The 17,028-nt window shown below is 72.1% G+C and carries 15 protein-coding genes; 7 read left to right on the top strand and 8 right to left on the bottom strand.

Features of this window, described 5'->3' with window-relative positions:
* Nucleotides 1-7 precede the first annotated feature (7 nt).
* The gene (locus ACIPLC_RS07290) at nucleotides 8-829 is read right to left on the bottom strand and encodes an SDR family oxidoreductase (RefSeq protein WP_400471940.1); all 822 of its coding nucleotides are present in this window, start codon (nucleotides 827-829) and stop codon (nucleotides 8-10) included.
* Between the two features lie 95 nt (nucleotides 830-924).
* On the opposite strand from ACIPLC_RS07290, the gene ACIPLC_RS07285 reads away from it, so the two are divergent.
* Nucleotides 925-1,542 carry a TetR/AcrR family transcriptional regulator gene (locus ACIPLC_RS07285; protein WP_400471939.1) on the top strand — a complete coding sequence of 206 codons (618 nt, stop codon included), beginning with the start codon at nucleotides 925-927 and terminating at the stop codon, nucleotides 1,540-1,542.
* On the opposite strand, the gene ACIPLC_RS07280 is transcribed toward ACIPLC_RS07285, so the two are convergent.
* The 3 genes from ACIPLC_RS07280 to ACIPLC_RS07270 all read right to left on the bottom strand — a co-directional run bounded on the left by ACIPLC_RS07280 (nucleotide 1,459) and on the right by ACIPLC_RS07270 (nucleotide 3,617).
* Nucleotides 1,459-1,857 (bottom strand): alpha/beta fold hydrolase, encoded by a 399-nt coding sequence (locus ACIPLC_RS07280; protein ID WP_400471938.1) that lies wholly within the window; start codon nucleotides 1,855-1,857, stop codon nucleotides 1,459-1,461. The two genes, ACIPLC_RS07285 and ACIPLC_RS07280, sit on opposite strands and share 84 nt — an antisense overlap.
* A gap of 181 nt (nucleotides 1,858-2,038) precedes the next feature.
* Complete coding sequence (locus ACIPLC_RS07275; protein WP_400471936.1) at nucleotides 2,039-2,653, bottom strand: DUF6596 domain-containing protein; 615 nt, start codon at nucleotides 2,651-2,653, stop codon at nucleotides 2,039-2,041.
* The gene (locus ACIPLC_RS07270; RefSeq protein ID WP_400471934.1) at nucleotides 2,541-3,617 is read right to left on the bottom strand and encodes an RNA ligase family protein; all 1,077 of its coding nucleotides are present in this window, start codon (nucleotides 3,615-3,617) and stop codon (nucleotides 2,541-2,543) included. The genes ACIPLC_RS07275 and ACIPLC_RS07270 overlap by 113 nt, the downstream gene beginning before the upstream one ends.
* A 779-nt stretch (nucleotides 3,618-4,396) precedes the next feature.
* Between ACIPLC_RS07270 and ACIPLC_RS07265 the strand changes: the two genes are divergently transcribed.
* The 4 genes from ACIPLC_RS07265 to ACIPLC_RS07250 all read left to right on the top strand — a co-directional run bounded on the left by ACIPLC_RS07265 (nucleotide 4,397) and on the right by ACIPLC_RS07250 (nucleotide 8,216).
* On the top strand, nucleotides 4,397-5,614 hold the full coding sequence (locus ACIPLC_RS07265) for an alpha/beta hydrolase family protein (protein WP_400471932.1): 1,218 nt from the start codon (nucleotides 4,397-4,399) through the stop codon (nucleotides 5,612-5,614).
* 162 nt (nucleotides 5,615-5,776) lie between these two features.
* Nucleotides 5,777-6,067 (top strand): hypothetical protein, encoded by a 291-nt coding sequence (locus tag ACIPLC_RS07260; RefSeq protein ID WP_400471930.1) that lies wholly within the window; start codon nucleotides 5,777-5,779, stop codon nucleotides 6,065-6,067.
* A gap of 425 nt (nucleotides 6,068-6,492) precedes the next feature.
* Complete coding sequence (locus ACIPLC_RS07255) at nucleotides 6,493-7,134, top strand: RNA polymerase sigma factor (RefSeq protein ID WP_400471928.1); 642 nt, start codon at nucleotides 6,493-6,495, stop codon at nucleotides 7,132-7,134.
* Nucleotides 7,131-8,216: a CU044_5270 family protein gene (locus ACIPLC_RS07250; protein ID WP_400471926.1), complete on the top strand. Its 1,086-nt coding sequence runs from the start codon at nucleotides 7,131-7,133 to the stop codon at nucleotides 8,214-8,216. The genes ACIPLC_RS07255 and ACIPLC_RS07250 overlap by 4 nt, the downstream gene beginning before the upstream one ends.
* A gap of 182 nt (nucleotides 8,217-8,398) precedes the next feature.
* Here the strand turns inward: ACIPLC_RS07250 and ACIPLC_RS07245 are convergent, their stop codons facing one another.
* Both ACIPLC_RS07245 and ACIPLC_RS07240 read right to left on the bottom strand, forming a co-directional pair.
* Entirely contained in the window at nucleotides 8,399-9,229 is an 831-nt protein-coding gene (locus tag ACIPLC_RS07245; protein WP_400471925.1) for a lysostaphin resistance A-like protein, read from the bottom strand.
* A 367-nt stretch (nucleotides 9,230-9,596) separates the two neighbouring features.
* A complete protein-coding gene (locus ACIPLC_RS07240; protein WP_400471923.1) occupies nucleotides 9,597-9,971 on the bottom strand; it encodes a VOC family protein in 375 nt (124 codons plus the stop codon).
* A 106-nt stretch (nucleotides 9,972-10,077) separates the two neighbouring features.
* On the opposite strand from ACIPLC_RS07240, the gene ACIPLC_RS07235 reads away from it, so the two are divergent.
* Both ACIPLC_RS07235 and ACIPLC_RS07230 read left to right on the top strand, forming a co-directional pair.
* Nucleotides 10,078-10,446 carry a winged helix-turn-helix transcriptional regulator gene (locus tag ACIPLC_RS07235; protein ID WP_400471921.1) on the top strand — a complete coding sequence of 123 codons (369 nt, stop codon included), beginning with the start codon at nucleotides 10,078-10,080 and terminating at the stop codon, nucleotides 10,444-10,446.
* Nucleotides 10,447-11,016: 570 nt separating this feature from the next.
* Complete coding sequence (locus ACIPLC_RS07230; RefSeq protein WP_400471919.1) at nucleotides 11,017-12,312, top strand: RICIN domain-containing protein; 1,296 nt, start codon at nucleotides 11,017-11,019, stop codon at nucleotides 12,310-12,312.
* A 304-nt stretch (nucleotides 12,313-12,616) separates the two neighbouring features.
* Here ACIPLC_RS07230 and ACIPLC_RS07225 read toward each other — a convergent pair whose 3' ends face one another.
* Together ACIPLC_RS07225 and ACIPLC_RS07220 are read right to left on the bottom strand one after the other, a co-directional pair.
* A complete protein-coding gene (locus tag ACIPLC_RS07225; RefSeq protein ID WP_400471917.1) occupies nucleotides 12,617-13,285 on the bottom strand; it encodes a Type 1 glutamine amidotransferase-like domain-containing protein in 669 nt (222 codons plus the stop codon).
* A gap of 478 nt (nucleotides 13,286-13,763) precedes the next feature.
* The gene (locus ACIPLC_RS07220) at nucleotides 13,764-16,616 is read right to left on the bottom strand and encodes a CARDB domain-containing protein (protein ID WP_400471915.1); all 2,853 of its coding nucleotides are present in this window, start codon (nucleotides 16,614-16,616) and stop codon (nucleotides 13,764-13,766) included.
* Nucleotides 16,617-17,028: the final 412 nt, after the last annotated feature.

Raw genomic sequence — 17,028 nt, 5'->3', positions numbered from 1 at the left:
CGCGCGCTCAGCGGAAGGCGGCGGCGTTGCGCTGCGCCCAGGCGGCGAAGGGGCGGGCGGGTCGGCCGAGGAGGCATTCGACGTCCGGGGTGGGGCGCCGCTCTTCGGGGGTGGGCGCGCCGAGGATGGCGAGGGTGCCCTCGACGACGACCGGCGGCATGACCTCGGCCAGTTGGGACCAGGCCTGCTCGCGGGTCTGCTCCTGGAAGCCGACCGGCGCGCCGATCGCCTCGGCGATGGCCGTCGCCCGTTCGCGCGGGGTGACGGGCGCGGGCCCGGTCAGGACGTACGTGGCTCCGTGGTGGCCGTCCTCGCGCAGCACCACGGCCGCGACGGCGGCCACGTCGTCAGGGTCGACGAACGGCAGGCCGACATCTCCGAAGGGCGCGGCGGCGGTGCGGTGGGCGCGGACCGGTTCGGCCCAGGCGTACGCGTTCGAGGCCAGGCCGCCCGAGCGCAGCACCGTCCACTCCAACCCGCTGGCGACGAGCGCGGCTTCGAAAGCGGCCGGGTGCCGGTAGGCGTCCGGTCGGGTGCCGACGCCCTGGGAGGAGAGCAGGACGACCTTGCGGACGCCCGCACCCTTGGCCTGCTCCAGTAGCCCGCGCGGATCCTCGCCGGCCACCAGCAGGAACAGCCCGTCGGCGCCGTCCAGCGCGGGCCGCAGGGCGGGCGGGTCGGCGAGGTCGACGGCGTGGTGCCGCACGCCCGGCGGCAGCGAGCCGCCCGGGGTGCGGCGCGACACCGCCGCCACCTGCTCGCCCGCCTCGATGAGGTACTGCACCAGCGCGCGGCCGACGTTTCCGGTGGCCCCCGTGACGACGATCATGACAGCACTCTCCTTAATGAGTGAGTTGGCTGACTCACTTGCTTGGCGGTCATGACCGTAGCGCGCCCCGAGCGACGCTGTCTATAGTGAGTTGAGTGACTGACTCACAAGCGTCGACGGCCCCGAAGAGCTCCTCCCGCGCCGCCGCCTCGGCCGCCAAGCGCCGCCGCCTCACGGCCGCCGCCGCGCAGGTGCTTCACCAGAAGGGCGTCGAGCGCACCGCCATCGCCGACATCGCCCAGGCCGCCGCCGTGCCCGTCGGCAACGTGTACTACTACTTCAAGACCAAGGACGACCTGGTCGAAGCCGCCCTCAGCGAGCACACCGCCCGCCTCGACGCCCTCACCGACGAGCTCGACCGGCTCCCCGACCCGCGCGCCCGCCTCACGGGCCTGGTCGACGCCTGGGTCTCCCAACGCGAGACCGCCGCCCGCTACGGCTGCCCCACCGGCACCCTCGCCGCCGAACTGGACAAGCGCGACCCCGACGCCCCCGGCGGGCTCGACCAAGCCGCCGCCCAGGTCATCCGCCGCCTGCTCGCCTGGGCGGCCGGCCAGTTCCGCGAACTCGGCGTCCCGGACCCGGACGGCCACGCCGTCACCCTCGTCGCCGGCTACCAGGGCATGTCCCTACTGGCGAACGCCCTGCGCGACCCCGGGCTGATGACCCGCGAGGGCGACCGGCTCCGCTCCTGGCTGGACGCGCTCGGCTGAACCTTCAGGCCGACCGGCCAACAGGACGGCGCGCCAGCGGGCCGACGGGCCGGCAGGACCACACGCCAGCGAATCAGCGGAACCGCGAACCGGCAGGAAGCCCCGGCGGTCAGCCGAGCACCGCCCCGCGGTGCTGCCGCCCGTCGACTGCCCCACCAGCACCGGCCGCTCCAGGCCCAGTTCCCGCGCGACCGCCGCCACGTCGGCCACGTACGCCGCCCGCGACACGCCCTCCGGGCGCCGCTCGCTCGCACCGCGCCCGCGCTGGTCGACGGCCACCACCCGCTGCCCGCCAGCCCTCAACTCGCCTGCCACAGCGCCCTATTCACCGGCGTGCCCGGCCAGCCCGTGCAGCAGGACGACGGGGACACCGGAGCCAACCCGGCCCCGGCAGGACAGCCGGACCCCGTCGCGCACGACCATGCGCTCCACCTACGTCACGCCATATCCTCCCCATTCCAACCCCGAATCGCCGACGCGCCGCCGACCCGACCGATCAGGCCTCACACCGCCCCGGCCAGCCACTGGGCCCGCTCCGCGAGGTGCCGGGCGTTCCGGGGCACTGGCGGTGCGGGCGGCGGCCTCCCGGTAGGTGCCGGAAGCAGCGGCGGGGTCGGCGCCGAGGAGTTCGAGCAGGCGGGCACGGGCGGTGCGGAGGCGGTGGTGGCGGGTCAGCCGGCGGTCGGCTTCCAGGCTCGCGAGCAGGTCGAGTCCGGCGGCCGGGCCGTGGACCATCGCGACCGCCACCGCCCGGTTGAGGGCGACCATCGGGTTGGCATCGACGGGCAGCAGCAGGTCGTAGAGGGCGGGGATCTGCGGCCAGTCGGTGACGTCCGGGCGTCCGGGTGCGCGCCTGACGGTGGACGGCGACGATCGCGGCCTCCACCTGGTAGAGGTCGGCCGCGCCGCCTGGCAGCGTTGCGGTGATCAACTCCGCTTCCTCAGGGAGGAGTTCACGCTCCCAGCGGCTGCGGTCCTGCTCCGCGAGCGGGACGAGTTCACCGTGCGGCCCGGTGCGGGCCGGCCGGCGGGCGCCGGTCCTCGGTGTCGAATGCCGCCAGGGATCGCGCCCCGGGCCCGAGGGCGGCTTCCAGCGCGCGCAGGACGTCACCGTCCAATCCGCCTACCGCCTCGGCGAGTTCCTCCGCCACGTCGCCGGTGATCTCCGCCGCGACGACGTCCTCGGGTGTGTGCGGGCCGAGCTTGCTGACGGCGGCGGCCGCGCGGGCAGGGGTGAGCAGGGCCGAGGCCTGGACCAGGAGCCAGGCGGGGACTCCGGCCGCGCCCTGCGGTGGCGGCAGGTAGGGGCGGGCGCCGTCGTAGCGCTCGTCCTCGGCGAAGGCCTGCTGCTTCACCTTCACCACCGGCCGGGCCGCCGCCCCCGCCGCCCCCGCCGCCCCCGTCTCCCCCGTCTCCCCCGTCTCCCGCCACTCCCCCGCAGGCTTGAGCACGTACCCCTCGGCGAGGTTCTCCGCCAGTTCGGGCAGCCCGAACAGCGTGGGCACCCTGCTGGGGAAGGCCACCGGCAACTCCTGCAGCACGTTCAGCGGGCCGTGCCCGAGCAGCGGCACGCAGGTGAGTCCGGCAGCGGCCGCGGCGGCGCGCAGGTCGCGGTCGGCGATCCACCACCGGCCGTCGGCGGTCTCCACGGTGGCGTCGAACGGCAGCCACCGCAGATCCGGCGCGTACCAGACGCCGGTCTGCACCGGCTCGGCCCCGACGACGGCCGGCACGTCCGGGTGCGGGTAGCGGCCGCCGGCCAATTCGCCGTAGACCGTCACCACCGCCTCCTCGCCCCACCGGCTGCGGACGGCGGACGCGAGGCGGGCGGCCGCCACCGAGGTCGCCGGCCAGATCCGGCTCACGCCGAAGAAGCCGTCCAGCGCCTCCCCGTCCAGGAATTCGCGCCGCTTGGCCGCACGGACCCCGGCGCCGTCGCAGACCACCGCGAAGTGTGCCCCGTGCACCTTCTCCGCAGCGGTCCATTCCCGGCTGCCAGGCGCGCCGGAGCGCGCCCGCGCGGGGATCTTGGGATAGGGCCGCCACGCGGCATCCTCGAACGTGGTGTCGGACACGGACAGGATCTTCGCCGCCATCCCGCGCCGGAGCAACGGAGTTACCCACTCGGATCCCCTCGACTCAGGCCCCCTCGACTCGGGCTCCCTCGACTCAGGCCCCCTCGACTCGGGCTCCCTCGGCTCAGGCCCCCTCGGCTCCCAGCTCAGCGCTCCATGGCGGGACGCGGGCGGGCCGGTCCGGCAGGCCAGGTCAGCCCATTCGGGGCGGCCCGCTCAGGGCCCGGTGCCGGTGGCATTCCAGCAGGCGGTCGCGGTGGTGCCGCCGCCCGAGACACAACGAGGCGCGCGACGCCAAGAGACGGCTCCTGGACCGAGAACCACTGGAACCAGTGGAGCGGCAACAGGGACCACCCCAATGTCGTAAGCAAGCACGTCTTCATCGTCAATCGCGGTGGCACGCTCAAGGGAGCCATCAAGGAGGCCAACGAGATAGACGGTGCCAACGTTGACGATCCAGGCGGCGGCCGCATGAGGGGGCTCATCGGGCCGGGGATCGGTGAGCCCTGGCGGAGTTCAGGATTCGCGTGTCTGCGGCGTCGGGGGAACCGTAGGTGGGTGCAAGAAGTCGAAGGCGCGGCCGGTGCACCGCAGGGCGGCCCGAGCTGACGGGGTGGCCAACTCGGCGCAAAGGTGGGCGACTTGCGCAAGGGCGCTCAGGTGGAGGCGGGCTCGTCCCAGCGGGGGGCTCGGTCGGCGTGGCGGGTCCGACCTGGGGTGGAGGGGGTTGGGCCGCGGGCAGGACGCGGCGGGGGTGGGGGCGGGCCTAGCGTGGCGGTATGTCGACAACTCCTCGGTGGCGGACTGCTGCGCTGCTCGCCGTGCCCATTGCCGTCCTGCTTTCACTGGCCGGTCCGCAGGCCGCGCTGGCGGCTTCCCCGACAATCGGAACGCTCTCGTTGAGTGCGGCGGCCGAGGCGCCGCAGGTGCCGCAGGTGCCGCAGGCGCCGCAGGTACCACAGGTACCCGCGCCGACCACGCGCCGGCCGATCGGCGCCACGTCCGTCCACTTGGTGGACACCGCCCGGCACGACCCCTGGCGGGCGGACGCCGCCACCCGCGAGCTGATGGCCACCCTCTGGTACCCGGCGCAGTCCGCGCGCGGGGAGCACGGGGAGCAACTGCCGTACATGTCCCCCGAGGTGTCGACCGCCCTGTTCGGCGCCCCGGACCTCAGCTCCGTGGGGACGGGCGTGAAGGCCCGTACGGTGCCCGCGCCCGGGCGGCACCCCGTGGTCGTGCTCTCCCCCGGTTACGGCTACAGCCGCAGCTCGCTCACCGGCCTCGCCGAGGACCTCGCGGCCCGGGGCTACGTGGTGGCCGCGCTGGACCACACCTACGAGACGGTCGTGCAGTTCCCCGACGGGCGGGTGGAGACCTGCCTGATCTGCGACCGGGTGGACGAGCAGCGGGCGGCCGAGGTCACCCGCAGCCGGGCGAAGGACATCAGCTTCCTGATCGACCAGTTGACCGCGCCCGGGCCCGGGCTCGTCCGCGGGTTGCAGGTCGACCGTTCCCGGATCGGCGCGGCCGGCCACTCGATCGGCGGCGCGAGCGCCATCGAGGCGATGCGCGAGGACGGGCGGATCCGGGCCGCCGCCGACCTGGACGGCGACTTCTTCGTCCCGCTGCCGGCCGACGGCCTCTCCCGCCCGGTGCTGCTGCTCGGCGCCCAGCGGCACGCCGGCACGCCCGGGACCGCCAACTGGGACGAGACCTGGCAGCACCTGACCGGCTGGAAGCGCTGGCTGGACCTGCCGGACGCCGGCCACCTGTCGTTCTGCGACATGCCCTGGTTGGTGGACGCCCTCGGCATCCGTGACCAGCTGCCGCCCGACACCACCCCGGCGCAGTACGGCACCCTCAAGGGCGACCGTGCGCTCGCCACCACCCGGGCGTACCTCAGCGCGTTCTTCGACCGGCACCTGCTCAACCGCCCGAGCCGACTGCTGGACGCGCCCTCGGCGGCCTTCCCGGAGGTCCGCTTCGCCAAGTAGCGCAAGCAGCAAACAGCAAGCAGGCCGCCAACCGCACGGCGACCCCAGGCACCCGATCAGGTGGTTTCGGCCGCTGCGTGGCTGTGACCTGCGACGAATCGGGGCAGTCCTCCGGCGCAGCCGCCATCCGCGGCGGCTCCCCGGACACTCTGGAGTGACGACATGCGACGGATCAGCAAGGCCCTCGGCGCGGTGGCCCTGGCCGCGGTGGTGGCAGTGGCGGTGCCCGGCTCGGCCCAGGCGGCCACCGGTCAGCTCCGGGTCGGATTCAAGTCCTACGACAATCCCTCGGGCTGCTACGGCAGCGACATCTGGCCCCTCATCGTCGAGAACCGCACCGACCAGCCCGCCCAGGTCTACGACCAGCCGGGCTGCGCGGGGTCTGTCATCAGTGTGGTGAATCCGGGCGAGACCGGGACGTTCGAGTTCGGCGCGAGCGTGGGAATCGCCTGACGCTTCCGAGCAGCGAAGAGGCCGGTCGATCCGACGTGATGTCGGGTCGACCGGCCTCTTCGGGGGGCCCGGTGGCGGCGCGTTCCGCGGGCGCGGGAAGCAGGCGCGAGAAGCAGGCGTGTTCCGCGGGCGCGAGAAGCAGGCGCGGGAAGCAGGCGCGAGAAGGGGCCTTCGGACGGCAGGAACCCCGGAGCACCGTGGGGGCGACTGTCAGTCGGAGACCTTGCCCCGGTAGCCGACGGGCCCCTCGTTCGGGAACCGGGCGCCGCTCCCGCCGCAGGGTCCGGCGAACACCACTCCTTCGGGCTCACCGCCGCACTGCCCCACCCCGGCGACACGGCGGTGAAGGGAATGAAGAGCGAGGGGGCCGCGGCCTGTGACGCAGGTCACCGGAACCGTCCCGTGGCGGCAGGACAACCAGAGGTGTGGACTTTTCTCTGCACGAACGGATCAGAGCCGGGGACCCAGGCGCCTTCCGGCAGTTGTTCCAGGAGCACTCGCAGGCGGTGCTGTCGCACGCGGTCCGGGTGAGCGGTGACCGGGCCGGTGCCGAGGACGTCATGGCGGTGGTCTTCCTGGAGGCCTGGCGACTGCGGGACAAGCTCCGCGACGAGGGGACCACTCCTCGCCCGTGGTTGATGGGCATCACCGTCAACGTGCTGCGCAACCGGGCCAGGGCCGCCCGCCGTCATGCGGCCGCCCTCGCCCGCATGCCGCTCGCCGAACCCGCCCCGGACTTCGCCGACGAGGTGGTCGGCCGGCTCGCCGACCGCGATCAACTGCTGGCCGCCAGGGCGGCGTTGGAGAAGCTGCGGCGCGGGGAGCGGGAGGTGTTCTCGCTGTGCGTGTGGGCGGGCCTCAGCTACCCCGAGGCCGCCGAGGCTCTTGGCATCCCGGTCGGCACCGTGCGCTCCAGGCTCTCCAGGGCCCGGACCAGACTGCGTGATCTGGCCGACAAGGAACTGCGGCGGGCCTCGAAAACCCGCGGGGAACCCCTGCGGACAGTCGGACAAGTACAGGGTGGCCGGATGGTTCCGGCCCGGTCGAACAAGGAGTGGAACAGATGACCAGCACCCCGGAGCGGCAGCAGCCGCTTGACGACGCGGAGCTGAGGCACCTGCTGCCCCCGGCCGGAGCACCGGCCGCCCCGCTCGGCCGACAGCGCCAGATCGAGGAGTTCCTGATGAACGAGATCACCCGCACCCCCGAAACCACCCACGCACCCACCGCCGCACCCGCGGTGCCGGTCCGCACCGGGGCCAGGAGCCGTCGGCGGCTGCTGATCGCGCTGCCCTCCGCGGTGGCGGCCTTCGCCTTGGCCGCCACCGTGGCGGTCACCACGTTCGGCGGCCCGGAGAAGGCCCCCGGGCAGGACGAGCGCGTCGCGGCGCCCGTCGTCCAGGTCTCGGTGGGCGACACCGCGGGCCTGGCCGGCGCGGTGGAGCGGATCTCGCTGGCCGCCGCGGCCGCGCCGGACCTCGTCCTGCGCCCGGGGCAGTACGTCTACATCGAGAGCACCGTCTCCCACCTCACGGGCTCCATCGACGCCGGCAGCGGCACGCCGAACGTGTGGGTCGAGAAGCCCCACCAGCGGCAGGTCTGGCACTCGGCCGACGGCCGCACGGGCTGGCTCACCGAGGAGGGCAAGTCCCCGGAAGGCGGCAAGGCACTCGAATCGGGCACCGGCGCCTACCTGAACGCGCCCTCCTACGACTACCTGCGCACCCTGCCCACCGACTCGCAGGAACTGCTGCAGAAGATCTACGCCGAGACCAAGGGAAGCGGCAACGGGCCGGACCAGGAGGCGTTCGTCACCATCGCCGACCTGATCCGCGAACAGGCCGTCCCCGGCAAGCTCGCCGCCGCGCTCTACCAGGCCGCGGCCCGCATCCCCGGTGTCGTCCTTCTCGACAGTGCCACCGACGCCGCCGGGCGCACCGGCATCGCCATCGCCCGTACCAACGCCGCCACCGGCTCCCGCGACGAGGTCATCTTCGACCGCAGCTCCTACGCCTTCCTGGGCGAGCGCAGCGTCCAGGTCACCGAGGCCTACGGGGTCAAGCCCGGCACCGTCACCGCGAACACCGCCGTCCTCAAGCGCGCCGCCGCCGACGCCCCGGGCCAGCAGCCGGGCACCACGAAGGCCTGACCGCGCAAGCCTGATCACACAAGCCTGACCGCACCCGCGCGTCGCTCCGCCCGCCGCCCCGGCCCTCATCCTCGGCCCGGGGCGGCGGGCGGAGCCCTGGGGGCGGAGTCGGGCCCGGCCCGCACCAGTTCTCGGGGGCCCGGCTGAGCGTGTGCGGCGGAGGACCGGTACGGGCCGGTCTGTCAGCGGTCGGCTGTGCGGTGCGCGGTCGGCGGGCGGGGGCCGGTGCCGTCGGCGCGGGTGGCCGGTTCGATGGATCGGCGCTTGACGATCACGAGGACGATCAGGACGACCTGGAGCAGGATCGGCAGGGCGATCCCAGGAGAGGTCTCGGGGTCGGTGCCGGCCGTGTTGGAGATGAGGCTGAAGTCCCACAGGCCGTGCACGAGCATCGGCAGCAGGAGGGTGGAGCCGACCCGAAGGCAGAGGTAGAAGAAGTAGCCGGAGGTGGAGACGACCACGGCCTGCAGGATCGCCTGGGCGCCTTCGCCGAAGGCGTTGCTGACGTGGACGACGCCGAAGAGCACGGAGGACCAGAGGGCGACCTTGCCCTCGCTGAGGCCGGCGCGCTTGAAGACCTGGACGCCGATGCCGCGGAACATCAACTCCTCGCCGATGCCGACGAAAAGGGTGATCACGATCAGGCTCAGCACCAGGGTGAGCGGCTGGTCCGCGAGGTTGGGGTAGTTCACTGCGAGGACGGCGGCGACCAGCATTGAGATCGGTACGAACCGCACCCAGCGCCGCACCGGAACGCGGTAGCTCATGATGCTGCCCCACCAGCCGAGCCAGGTCACCACCGCCGCACCGAAGACGATCGACAGGCCGATCGGAATCACGCCGTTGCGGACGATCGACTCGGTGGTCGAGAACTGGCTGCCGCCGCTGCCACGGTCGACGCCGATGAGCGCGCCGAGCCCCTGGATGATCGCGAGGTAGACCACGACCACCGCCAGGAACCACGGCCAGGTGAGCTGGCGCCCGGCCGGAACGGGGGACGGCTGTTCGGACACGGCGGCGCTCCTTGCGGGGGTAGAGGCTGTCGTCCGCTCTCACGGTCAGCCATATGGTGCCATAACGCCCCTGACCGGCTACCGCACCACCAACCGACCCGCCCCCTCACGAACCCCACCCGACCAGCCACAACGCTTCCGACCCCGCACCACCGAGTGAGGGGCCGGAAGCACGTGGGTGTTCGTCGCGGTGCCCGTCGCGGTGCCCGTCGCGGTGTTCGTCGCAGTGTTCGTCGCAGTGCCCGTCGAGAAGGCAGGCGGCTTCCGAGGCGCCCCCCCCGTCGGTGACTGCGAGCTCTTCGTCGTGGACGGTGACGCCGGCAGGCGCGGTCCTCGCTGCGGGCGACGGGCTTCCGGCGGGGTGGCCCTACTTCAGGATCCGGTCCCGCAGTTCCGGCTTCCACTGGACGTACTCGACTTCGGCGCCGTCGAGGTGGCGGGCGAACAGGTAGGAGCCGGTCAGGCCCTCGGCCGGTCCGAAGGTGATCTCGGCACCGTGTGCGCGGAGCAGCGCCTGCGTCTCCGCGAGATCGCTCACGATGACGGTCGCGGACGCGCCGGGCAACTCGGCCGCGGCTTCCGCAGGGCCCGCGATCACCAGGAAGTCCCCGACGGCGGCCACCTCCACCGGACCGAACTCGAAGCGCAGGTCGCATTCCGCGCCCACCAGTTCGATCAGCGGGGGGAGTGCCGTGTCCAGGTCCGTGCTCCACAGCCGGGCATAGGTCTTGAGGACGGCCATGCCGCTCCCCCTTACTGTTCTGACTCTCCAGCAGTTACCTACGCACCGTAGGAGAGCTAGGGTTGACCGGCAAGAACGTACTTTTCGGTGCGAGAGGAACCCAGAGGTGACCGTGGAGACCGACTCCTCAGGACGGATCAACTCCTTGGCCAACGAGGTCTTCGCCGGCATCGCCACCAAGTGGGCGCTGCTGATCGTCGATGCCCTCGGCGCGGAGACCCTGCGTTTCAACCAGTTGCGCATGCAGGTCGAGGGCATCAGCCACAAGATGCTGGCCCAGACCCTGCGCACCTTGGAGCGGGACGGCATCGTCGACCGCACCGCGTACGCCACCGTGCCCCCGCGGGTGGACTACAACCTCACCGGAGCCGGCCGGGAACTGCAGGCCACCATCCATGGCATCTGCCGCTGGACGCACCACCACCTCGACCACATCCAGGCGGCACGCCACCGCTTCGACGGCCGGGCGCAGTAGCGCCGCCGGCCGCAAAGTGGGCGACGCCCGGGGCCGGGTCGGCCAGGAACGACCGGATGCCGCCATGGCGTTGCAGGGCGCGGATATTCGCGGAGAGGGAGAGCATCGGCCAGGTTGAGGTGACCGGATATCCGCCCGGCCCGGAGTACCGGTGCACGGGTGGGGGCGGTCCGGCCGGTGGCCGGGGCTCGGCTCGGCCCGACGTCCACGGATGGTCGCGAAGGGCCGCGAATGGCCACGGATGTGACGCCTCATCAGATCAAGGCCGGCCGCCCGGGCCCCGGACGGCCCCGATGTCCGGCGACCGCGCCTGCTCCCGGCCGGACCGGTGCTCCCGCACCCCGCGCCGCACGGCCATGACCGTGGCGGGGCGCCTGCCGCTCGCGCGATCGGGGAACCGGCCATTCCGACCTGCCCCGACCGATGGCCACGTTGACCGATTCCGACATGGCCCTGTCAATATTGCCGCCGCTATGTTCGTTTGCGACCGGCACCATCACGCCGACCACACCATCGGCCTCGGCTCCCGCCCGCCATGACGCGGGGTCCGGGCCCCAGGGGGGAACAACGATGCGCCACTCACGATCATCCGGCCGCCGGGTCGGAGGGCTGGTCGCCCTCACCGCGGCCGCGGCCTGCTCGCTCGGCACCATGACGGCCCTCGCCCCGGCCGCGGCCGCCGCTCCCGCTCCCGCTCCCGCATCGGGGCAGCCGGCCACCACCGTGGCGGGACAGCCCGAGCTCGGCGGCACCTGTACGGCCGCGGATCTCGGCACGCGCTACCCGTTCATCAAGTCCACCCAGATCGTCCCGACGATCACGCACTTCAAGGGCTGGTACATCACCGACGGCGCGACGGGCACCCAGACCGTGCAGACCAGTACGCAGTCGGTGGTGACGGTCTCGGTCGGCCTCGACCTCTCGATCAAGGGCGCCTTCGATCTCGCGACCCTCGCCAAGGTCGAGGCGAGCGCGGGCCTGAGCGTCAAGATGGAAGCCTCCACGACCAGCAGCGAGTCGAAGTCGATCACCTGGGACTTCCGCAAGCCCGGCTACTACGCCCTGTACGAGGGGACGCGGAAGGTCACCGGCCAGTACGGCAGCCTGAACTGCAACCGCGTCGACACGGGCAACGGCACATTCGCCACCAAGTGGGTCGAAGGCCCGGGCGGGGGCAGCTACACCACCTACACCACCCTGGAAGAGGGCGCGGTGCGCTGCGAGGACGCCGTGCCCGCCAGCAGCATCATGCGCAAGGCCCAGGACATCCTCGGCTGCGGCGCCGCCACGCTCCGCACCGAACGCGCCCCCGCCGCGGACGGGGCGGCCACTGCGGCCGCTCCCGCCAAGACAGCGGCCCAGCAGGACTGGCCCGGATTCCCCGGCACCACCGCGCCGCCCGGCTTCACCTGCGACGCGGCCAGCTACAAGATCGGCACACCCGACCGCGCGCTGTTCTGGTCCGCGCCCGGATTCCTGGACCTGAGCAACAGTGTCCAGCTGCGGCCTGCCGCCGCCCAGACCTGGCCGGCGGGACAGGACCAGTGGCAGCTGTGCAGCGGCCCTGCGGAGAACGGCATCGCGGAGCAGATCCTGATCAACCGCTCGAACAACAAGTGCCTGGCCATCGCGGCACCGACCGCCGCCGACGAGGGAGCCATCCTGCAGCAGGCCGACTGCAAGGTCGACGACCTGCAGCGGTTCTACGTCTACCGCGATGTCCCGGGCAGCGACAAGATCGGCGTCCAGAACAAGTACACCGGCTACATGATCGGACACGACCGCAAGGCCGACGGCCAGCCCCTGCACCAGTACAGCATGGGCAAGCCGGACGGCACCGGCACCTACGTCCTCGTCAAGGCCTGACCGACCCACCCCGAGCAACCCGCTCGATCAGCGCCAACAGATCTGCCCCCCGGCGAAGTTGACGAGGGGCAGATCGCGCTCCACGAAGCAATGCGGCCGGTCGAACCGACATGGTGTCGGGTTGGCCGGCCGCCCGTGACGGCCGGTTACTTGCACCGGCCGACGCCCGAGAGAGCTGGCCCCTCCCCGGTGACGGCGGGCGCCGCCCCTCACGTTCCCGCTCTGCCGCGGACTGGAAGCAGGTTGAACCGCTTGAAGTGCACCAACCGGGGGCAGGCGCTGAGGCGCCGCATCGCGCGTTGAGTCACGGATGAAACCGCCACCGGCCTTCGGAGATGACGTCCACTTCGTCGTCGCTGACGCGAATGGCCGTGTCGTCGTCGATGAAATAGATCGGGAAGTCCGCCCGCTCGACGATGCGATCGGCCCAGGCGTCATCCCGCTCCGGGAAGTCCGGCGAGTACAGGTGTGGCTTCAGATACCAGGCGAAGAGGCCGAAGGGCGGCTCCACCGTCGTAGCGCCGAGCACGTGCAGGTCCGCGGCATCCCCGATGACGTCGGCGGAATGCTCGGTGAGATTCCGGCTGAAGATCATCGACCCGGCGCTCACCCCCACATAGACCCGGCTCTCCAGCACTTCCAGGAAGCCCTCGGCCAGACCGTTGCCGGTGATGCTGCGCGCGAGATGGTAGTGGCTGCCGCCCTCGACATAAACGACATCGGCGTGCGACAGCCGGTCAAGCACCATCTGCCGAGGCAGGCCGTTCAGCTCCAGGACGTCGAACTCCCGCCAGCCGAGACCGTGCAGTCGGCTCATATCCGCGACGAACCACCCGTGGTCACCGGGCTCGGCGACGGATGCCGTGGGCACGTACACGATGTTCGCCGACTCGAACGGCTTTCCCAGCAGGTCCCGCAGTGCATCCCGCAGCGTCGCGTTACGCAGGCCGCTCGCCGTCAACAGAAGCTTCACCGGGCGACCCAATCATGGCTGCCAGGCGCGCGCAACGCACCGGGCGGCCGCCACCGCCGCCATCCCTGCTGAACCGAGCGGCTGGCCCGACCACCCCTACGTGGGACACCCTGGTGGCAGGCGGCACAGGACGACACGCACGAGGACGGACCGCGCATCCGTCCGCGACGTGACCCGCCAGGCCGGGAGCCCCGGCAACGGCGCCGGTCGTGCGCAGTGCCCGCCGAGCCCCTGCGCTTTCGTCAGCGTCGACGTCCGGGGGTGGTGCGTGGCGGCCCGGAGGCCGGCAAAGCCGTGCTGGACCGAGCCGGTCCGGGAGCCGCCGTGCCCTGACCGGGCGGGGTGGCTGTGGCTGCGTGGTCCGGGTGTCCGTCGCGGGCGGTGGTGCGGCCCGGGAACCTGGGGTTCCCGGGCCGCGTGTTCCGTCGGCATCCGGTGTTCGGCCGTGGGTCGTCCTGGCCGGTGCCGTGTTCGTGGCCTACCTGGTGCCGTTGCTCTGGCGCTTGCGGGTCTGGGCGAATCGGGTCAGCAGTGCCCCCACGGCCAGGAGCCAGCCTCCGGCGATGCCTGCGGTCTGCACCTGGGTGCCGGCGTGGGCGAGGGCGATCCCCCCGTTGGGGTGGTTGTCCCATTGGCCGGGGCCCGGGTGGTGGTCGCCCCAGCCGCCGTGGCCGCCCGGGTTGTGGCCGTCGCAGCCGCCGTGGTCCTGGTCCTCGCAGGGGGTGCAGGCGACGATGGTCACGGTGTTGCTGGTGGCGGTCACGGGGGCGCCGTCGGGGGTGGTGCCGGTGACGGTCGCGGTGTTGGTGATCTTCCCGGCCTGCACGTCGGACTCGGCGGTGGCGTAGGTCGCGGTGCAGGTGGTGGACGCGCCCGGGGCCAGGGTGGTCACCGGGCAGGAGACGGCCGGCGTGCCCGGGCCGGAGTCCGCGACACTGAGCGAACTCAGCGCCACGTCACCGGTGTTGGTGACGGTGAAGGTGTAGTGCAGGGCCTGCCCGGCGGCGGAGAACGAGGTCTCCTGGACGGCCTTGACGACCTTCAGACCGGCGAAGGGCACGGTCACCTTGTTGCTGGTCGAGGTGATGCTCTGACCACTCGGCGTGGTGCCGGTCACCTGCGCGGTGTCCACCACCTTGCCCGCGGCGACGTCCGCGTCGGTCGTGGTGTAGGTCGCGGCGCAGTCCTCCGAGGCGCCCGGCGCGAGCGGGCCCGTCGGGCAGGTGACGGTCGGCGTGCCGGGGCCGTTGTCGACCACCCCGATGTTGGTCAGCGGCTGGGCGCCGGTGTTGGTGACCGTGTAGGTGTAGTGGATGGTCTGCCCGGCGGCGGTGAACTGCGCCTCGGCGGCCGACTTCACCACCGTGATCGCGACCAGCGGGGTATTCACCTTGTTGCTGGTGGTGGTGACGGTCTGCCCGCCGGTGTCGGTGCCGGTGACCTGGCCCTGGTCGGGCACGTTCTGGGCGGCGACGTCCGCCGCCGTCGTGACGTAGGTGGCCTGGCAGGTGGTCGACTGGCCGGGCGCGAGCTGGTTGGTGCCGCAGCCCGAGACGGTCACACCGGGCGTCAGGTCGGTCACCGTCACGTTGGTCAGCGGGATCTGGCCGGTGTTGGTGACGGTGTAGGTGTAGTTGAGGGTCTCGCCGGGGGCCGTGAAGTCGGGCTGGACGGCGGACTTGGTGATGGTCAGCGCCCGCAGCGGGACGGTGACCTGGTTGCTGGTGGCGGTCACGGGCTGGGTGCCGACGGTGCCAGAGAGGTTCGCCGTGTCGGTGATCTTCCCGGCCGTGGCGTCGGCTGCGGTCGCGGTGTAGGTCGCGGTGCAGTTCTCCGAGGCGCCCGGTGCGAGCGGGCCCGCCGGGCAGGTGACCGTCGGGGTGCCGGGGCCGGTGTCGGTGACCGCGACGTTCGTCATCGGCACCGGGGCGTTGTTCGTCACCGTGTACGTGTAGTGGATCGTCTGCCCCGCCACGAACGAACTCTCCGCAGCCGCCTTGGTGATCGTCGAGGCGGGGACGTTGACCAGCACGGTGGTGGTGCAGCCCGTCGCGGTCGCGCAGGTGCCGCCGGCGATGGTCGGCGCGAGGTTGTTGGTCAGCGCGAGATTGCCGGTGTCGGGGTTGTTGACCTTGACCTGGTACGTCACGGTCACGGTGGACCCGGCGGCGGGCGGCGCCGTCAGCGTGCCCGACCAGGTCAGGGTGCTCCCGGTGACGGCGGCGGTGCCGGAGCTGGCGGTGATGGAGCCGGGCACCAGCGTGCCGTCCGTCAGCACGGCCGACAGGTCGTCACTGAAACCCGCGAAGGTGGCGGGGTTGGTGCCGGTGTTGGTGACGGTCTCGGTGTAGGTCAGGGTGTCGCCCTGGTTCACCGGGCCGGCCGGGGAGACCGACTTCGCGACGGTGTAGGAGGTGCCGGCCGGCAGGTTGCAGTTCCCGCTGTCCTGGGTGGCGGAGGCGCCGTAGAAGCGGTGCCCGGTGTTGGCGATCGTCGTGGTGGGCAGCGTCGCGGTCGAGGAGGCGGTCGGAACGCCGTCCAGCTCCTCGATGGTGCCGTTCGCGCGGAAGACGTAGACATTGCCGCCGGACTGGGCCATGCCGTAGATGGAGTTCGGGGTGGTCCCGATCTCGGTGATCGTGTTGTCCGGGTGGATGCGGAAGTAGTCGGTGGGGTTCAGCGTGCCCGGATTGAAGGCCGTCCCGAGGACATCGCCGTCGGGCAGGGTGACGAAGTCGCCCGAGGAGACGAGTCCGGCCGGGAACGCGACGGGGAACAGCGTGCTCACCCCGGTGGCCGGGTTGATCGTCCAGATCTGGTTCGAGAAGAACGACCCGACGAACAGGCTGCCGTCCGGGCGGGCGCTCAGCGCGTTGAAGTCGAATCCGTCGACCGCGGCCGGACCGGTGATCACCACCGAGCTGGTCTCCGCGCCGGTGGCCGGGTTGATCGTGTACAGCGTCGCCGGGGTTTCTTCCCAGGACACCCCGTACAGCGTCGTGCCGTCCGCACTCCACGCGATGTCCCCGTAGTCCCGCACCAGCGGCACGTCGGACAACTGCGTACCGGTCGGGCTGTACGAGTACAGCTGGTCACCGCCACCGCCGGTGTTCGCCCACAGAGGCGTCGGCGGACAGGTCAGCGCCCGGGTCCCGGACCTCTCGTCCGTGCCGTCCGCCGGCGAGGCGACGGCAGACCTGACGGACGCCGTGCCCCGCGCCGGGGAGGCCAGTGCCGCGCCTCCTCCCCAACCCGCCGTCATGCCGATGACCGCCAGCCCGATCGCCGCGGCGAGAGCGCCGCGCGATGGGCCGCGTCTGATCCCTGCCATACCGCCTCCGTTCCAGTCGGGCGTGATCACTGGAGGGCCCCACGCCACAGCATTTCAATGACACTGAGTGCCCATATGAACACCACAGGTGGCGCGGCGTGGGTCGGCTCGCGCGGGCAATCCGCACCCGAACCAGTCGGCGGCCCCCGCATGTGGGCCATCTGGCCCCATCACAGACTGTGTCGAGAGCCTCGACGGCCTTGGCGGCGATGCCAGGCGTTGTGCAATGCAGGTCGATTAGCCAGCTCGATGGCCTCGGTGAGCGGGGTCCCTCTCCATGGGATGGAGGGACCGGCAAGGGAACACCTCGCCGCTCTGCCTGCGGCGGCTGCCCTCGGCCTCGACCTGCCCGCTGTCACCTCGACAAGCCGAAACGGCCCGCCGGATGAACGACGGACCGTCACGAAGTGGA

The organism is Kitasatospora sp. NPDC086801, from assembly GCF_044745805.1.
Classification (GTDB): Bacteria; Actinomycetota; Actinomycetes; order Streptomycetales; family Streptomycetaceae; genus Kitasatospora.
The sequence above is the reverse complement of the archived record's forward strand: the minus strand, read 5'-3'. Positions and strand labels throughout refer to the sequence as shown.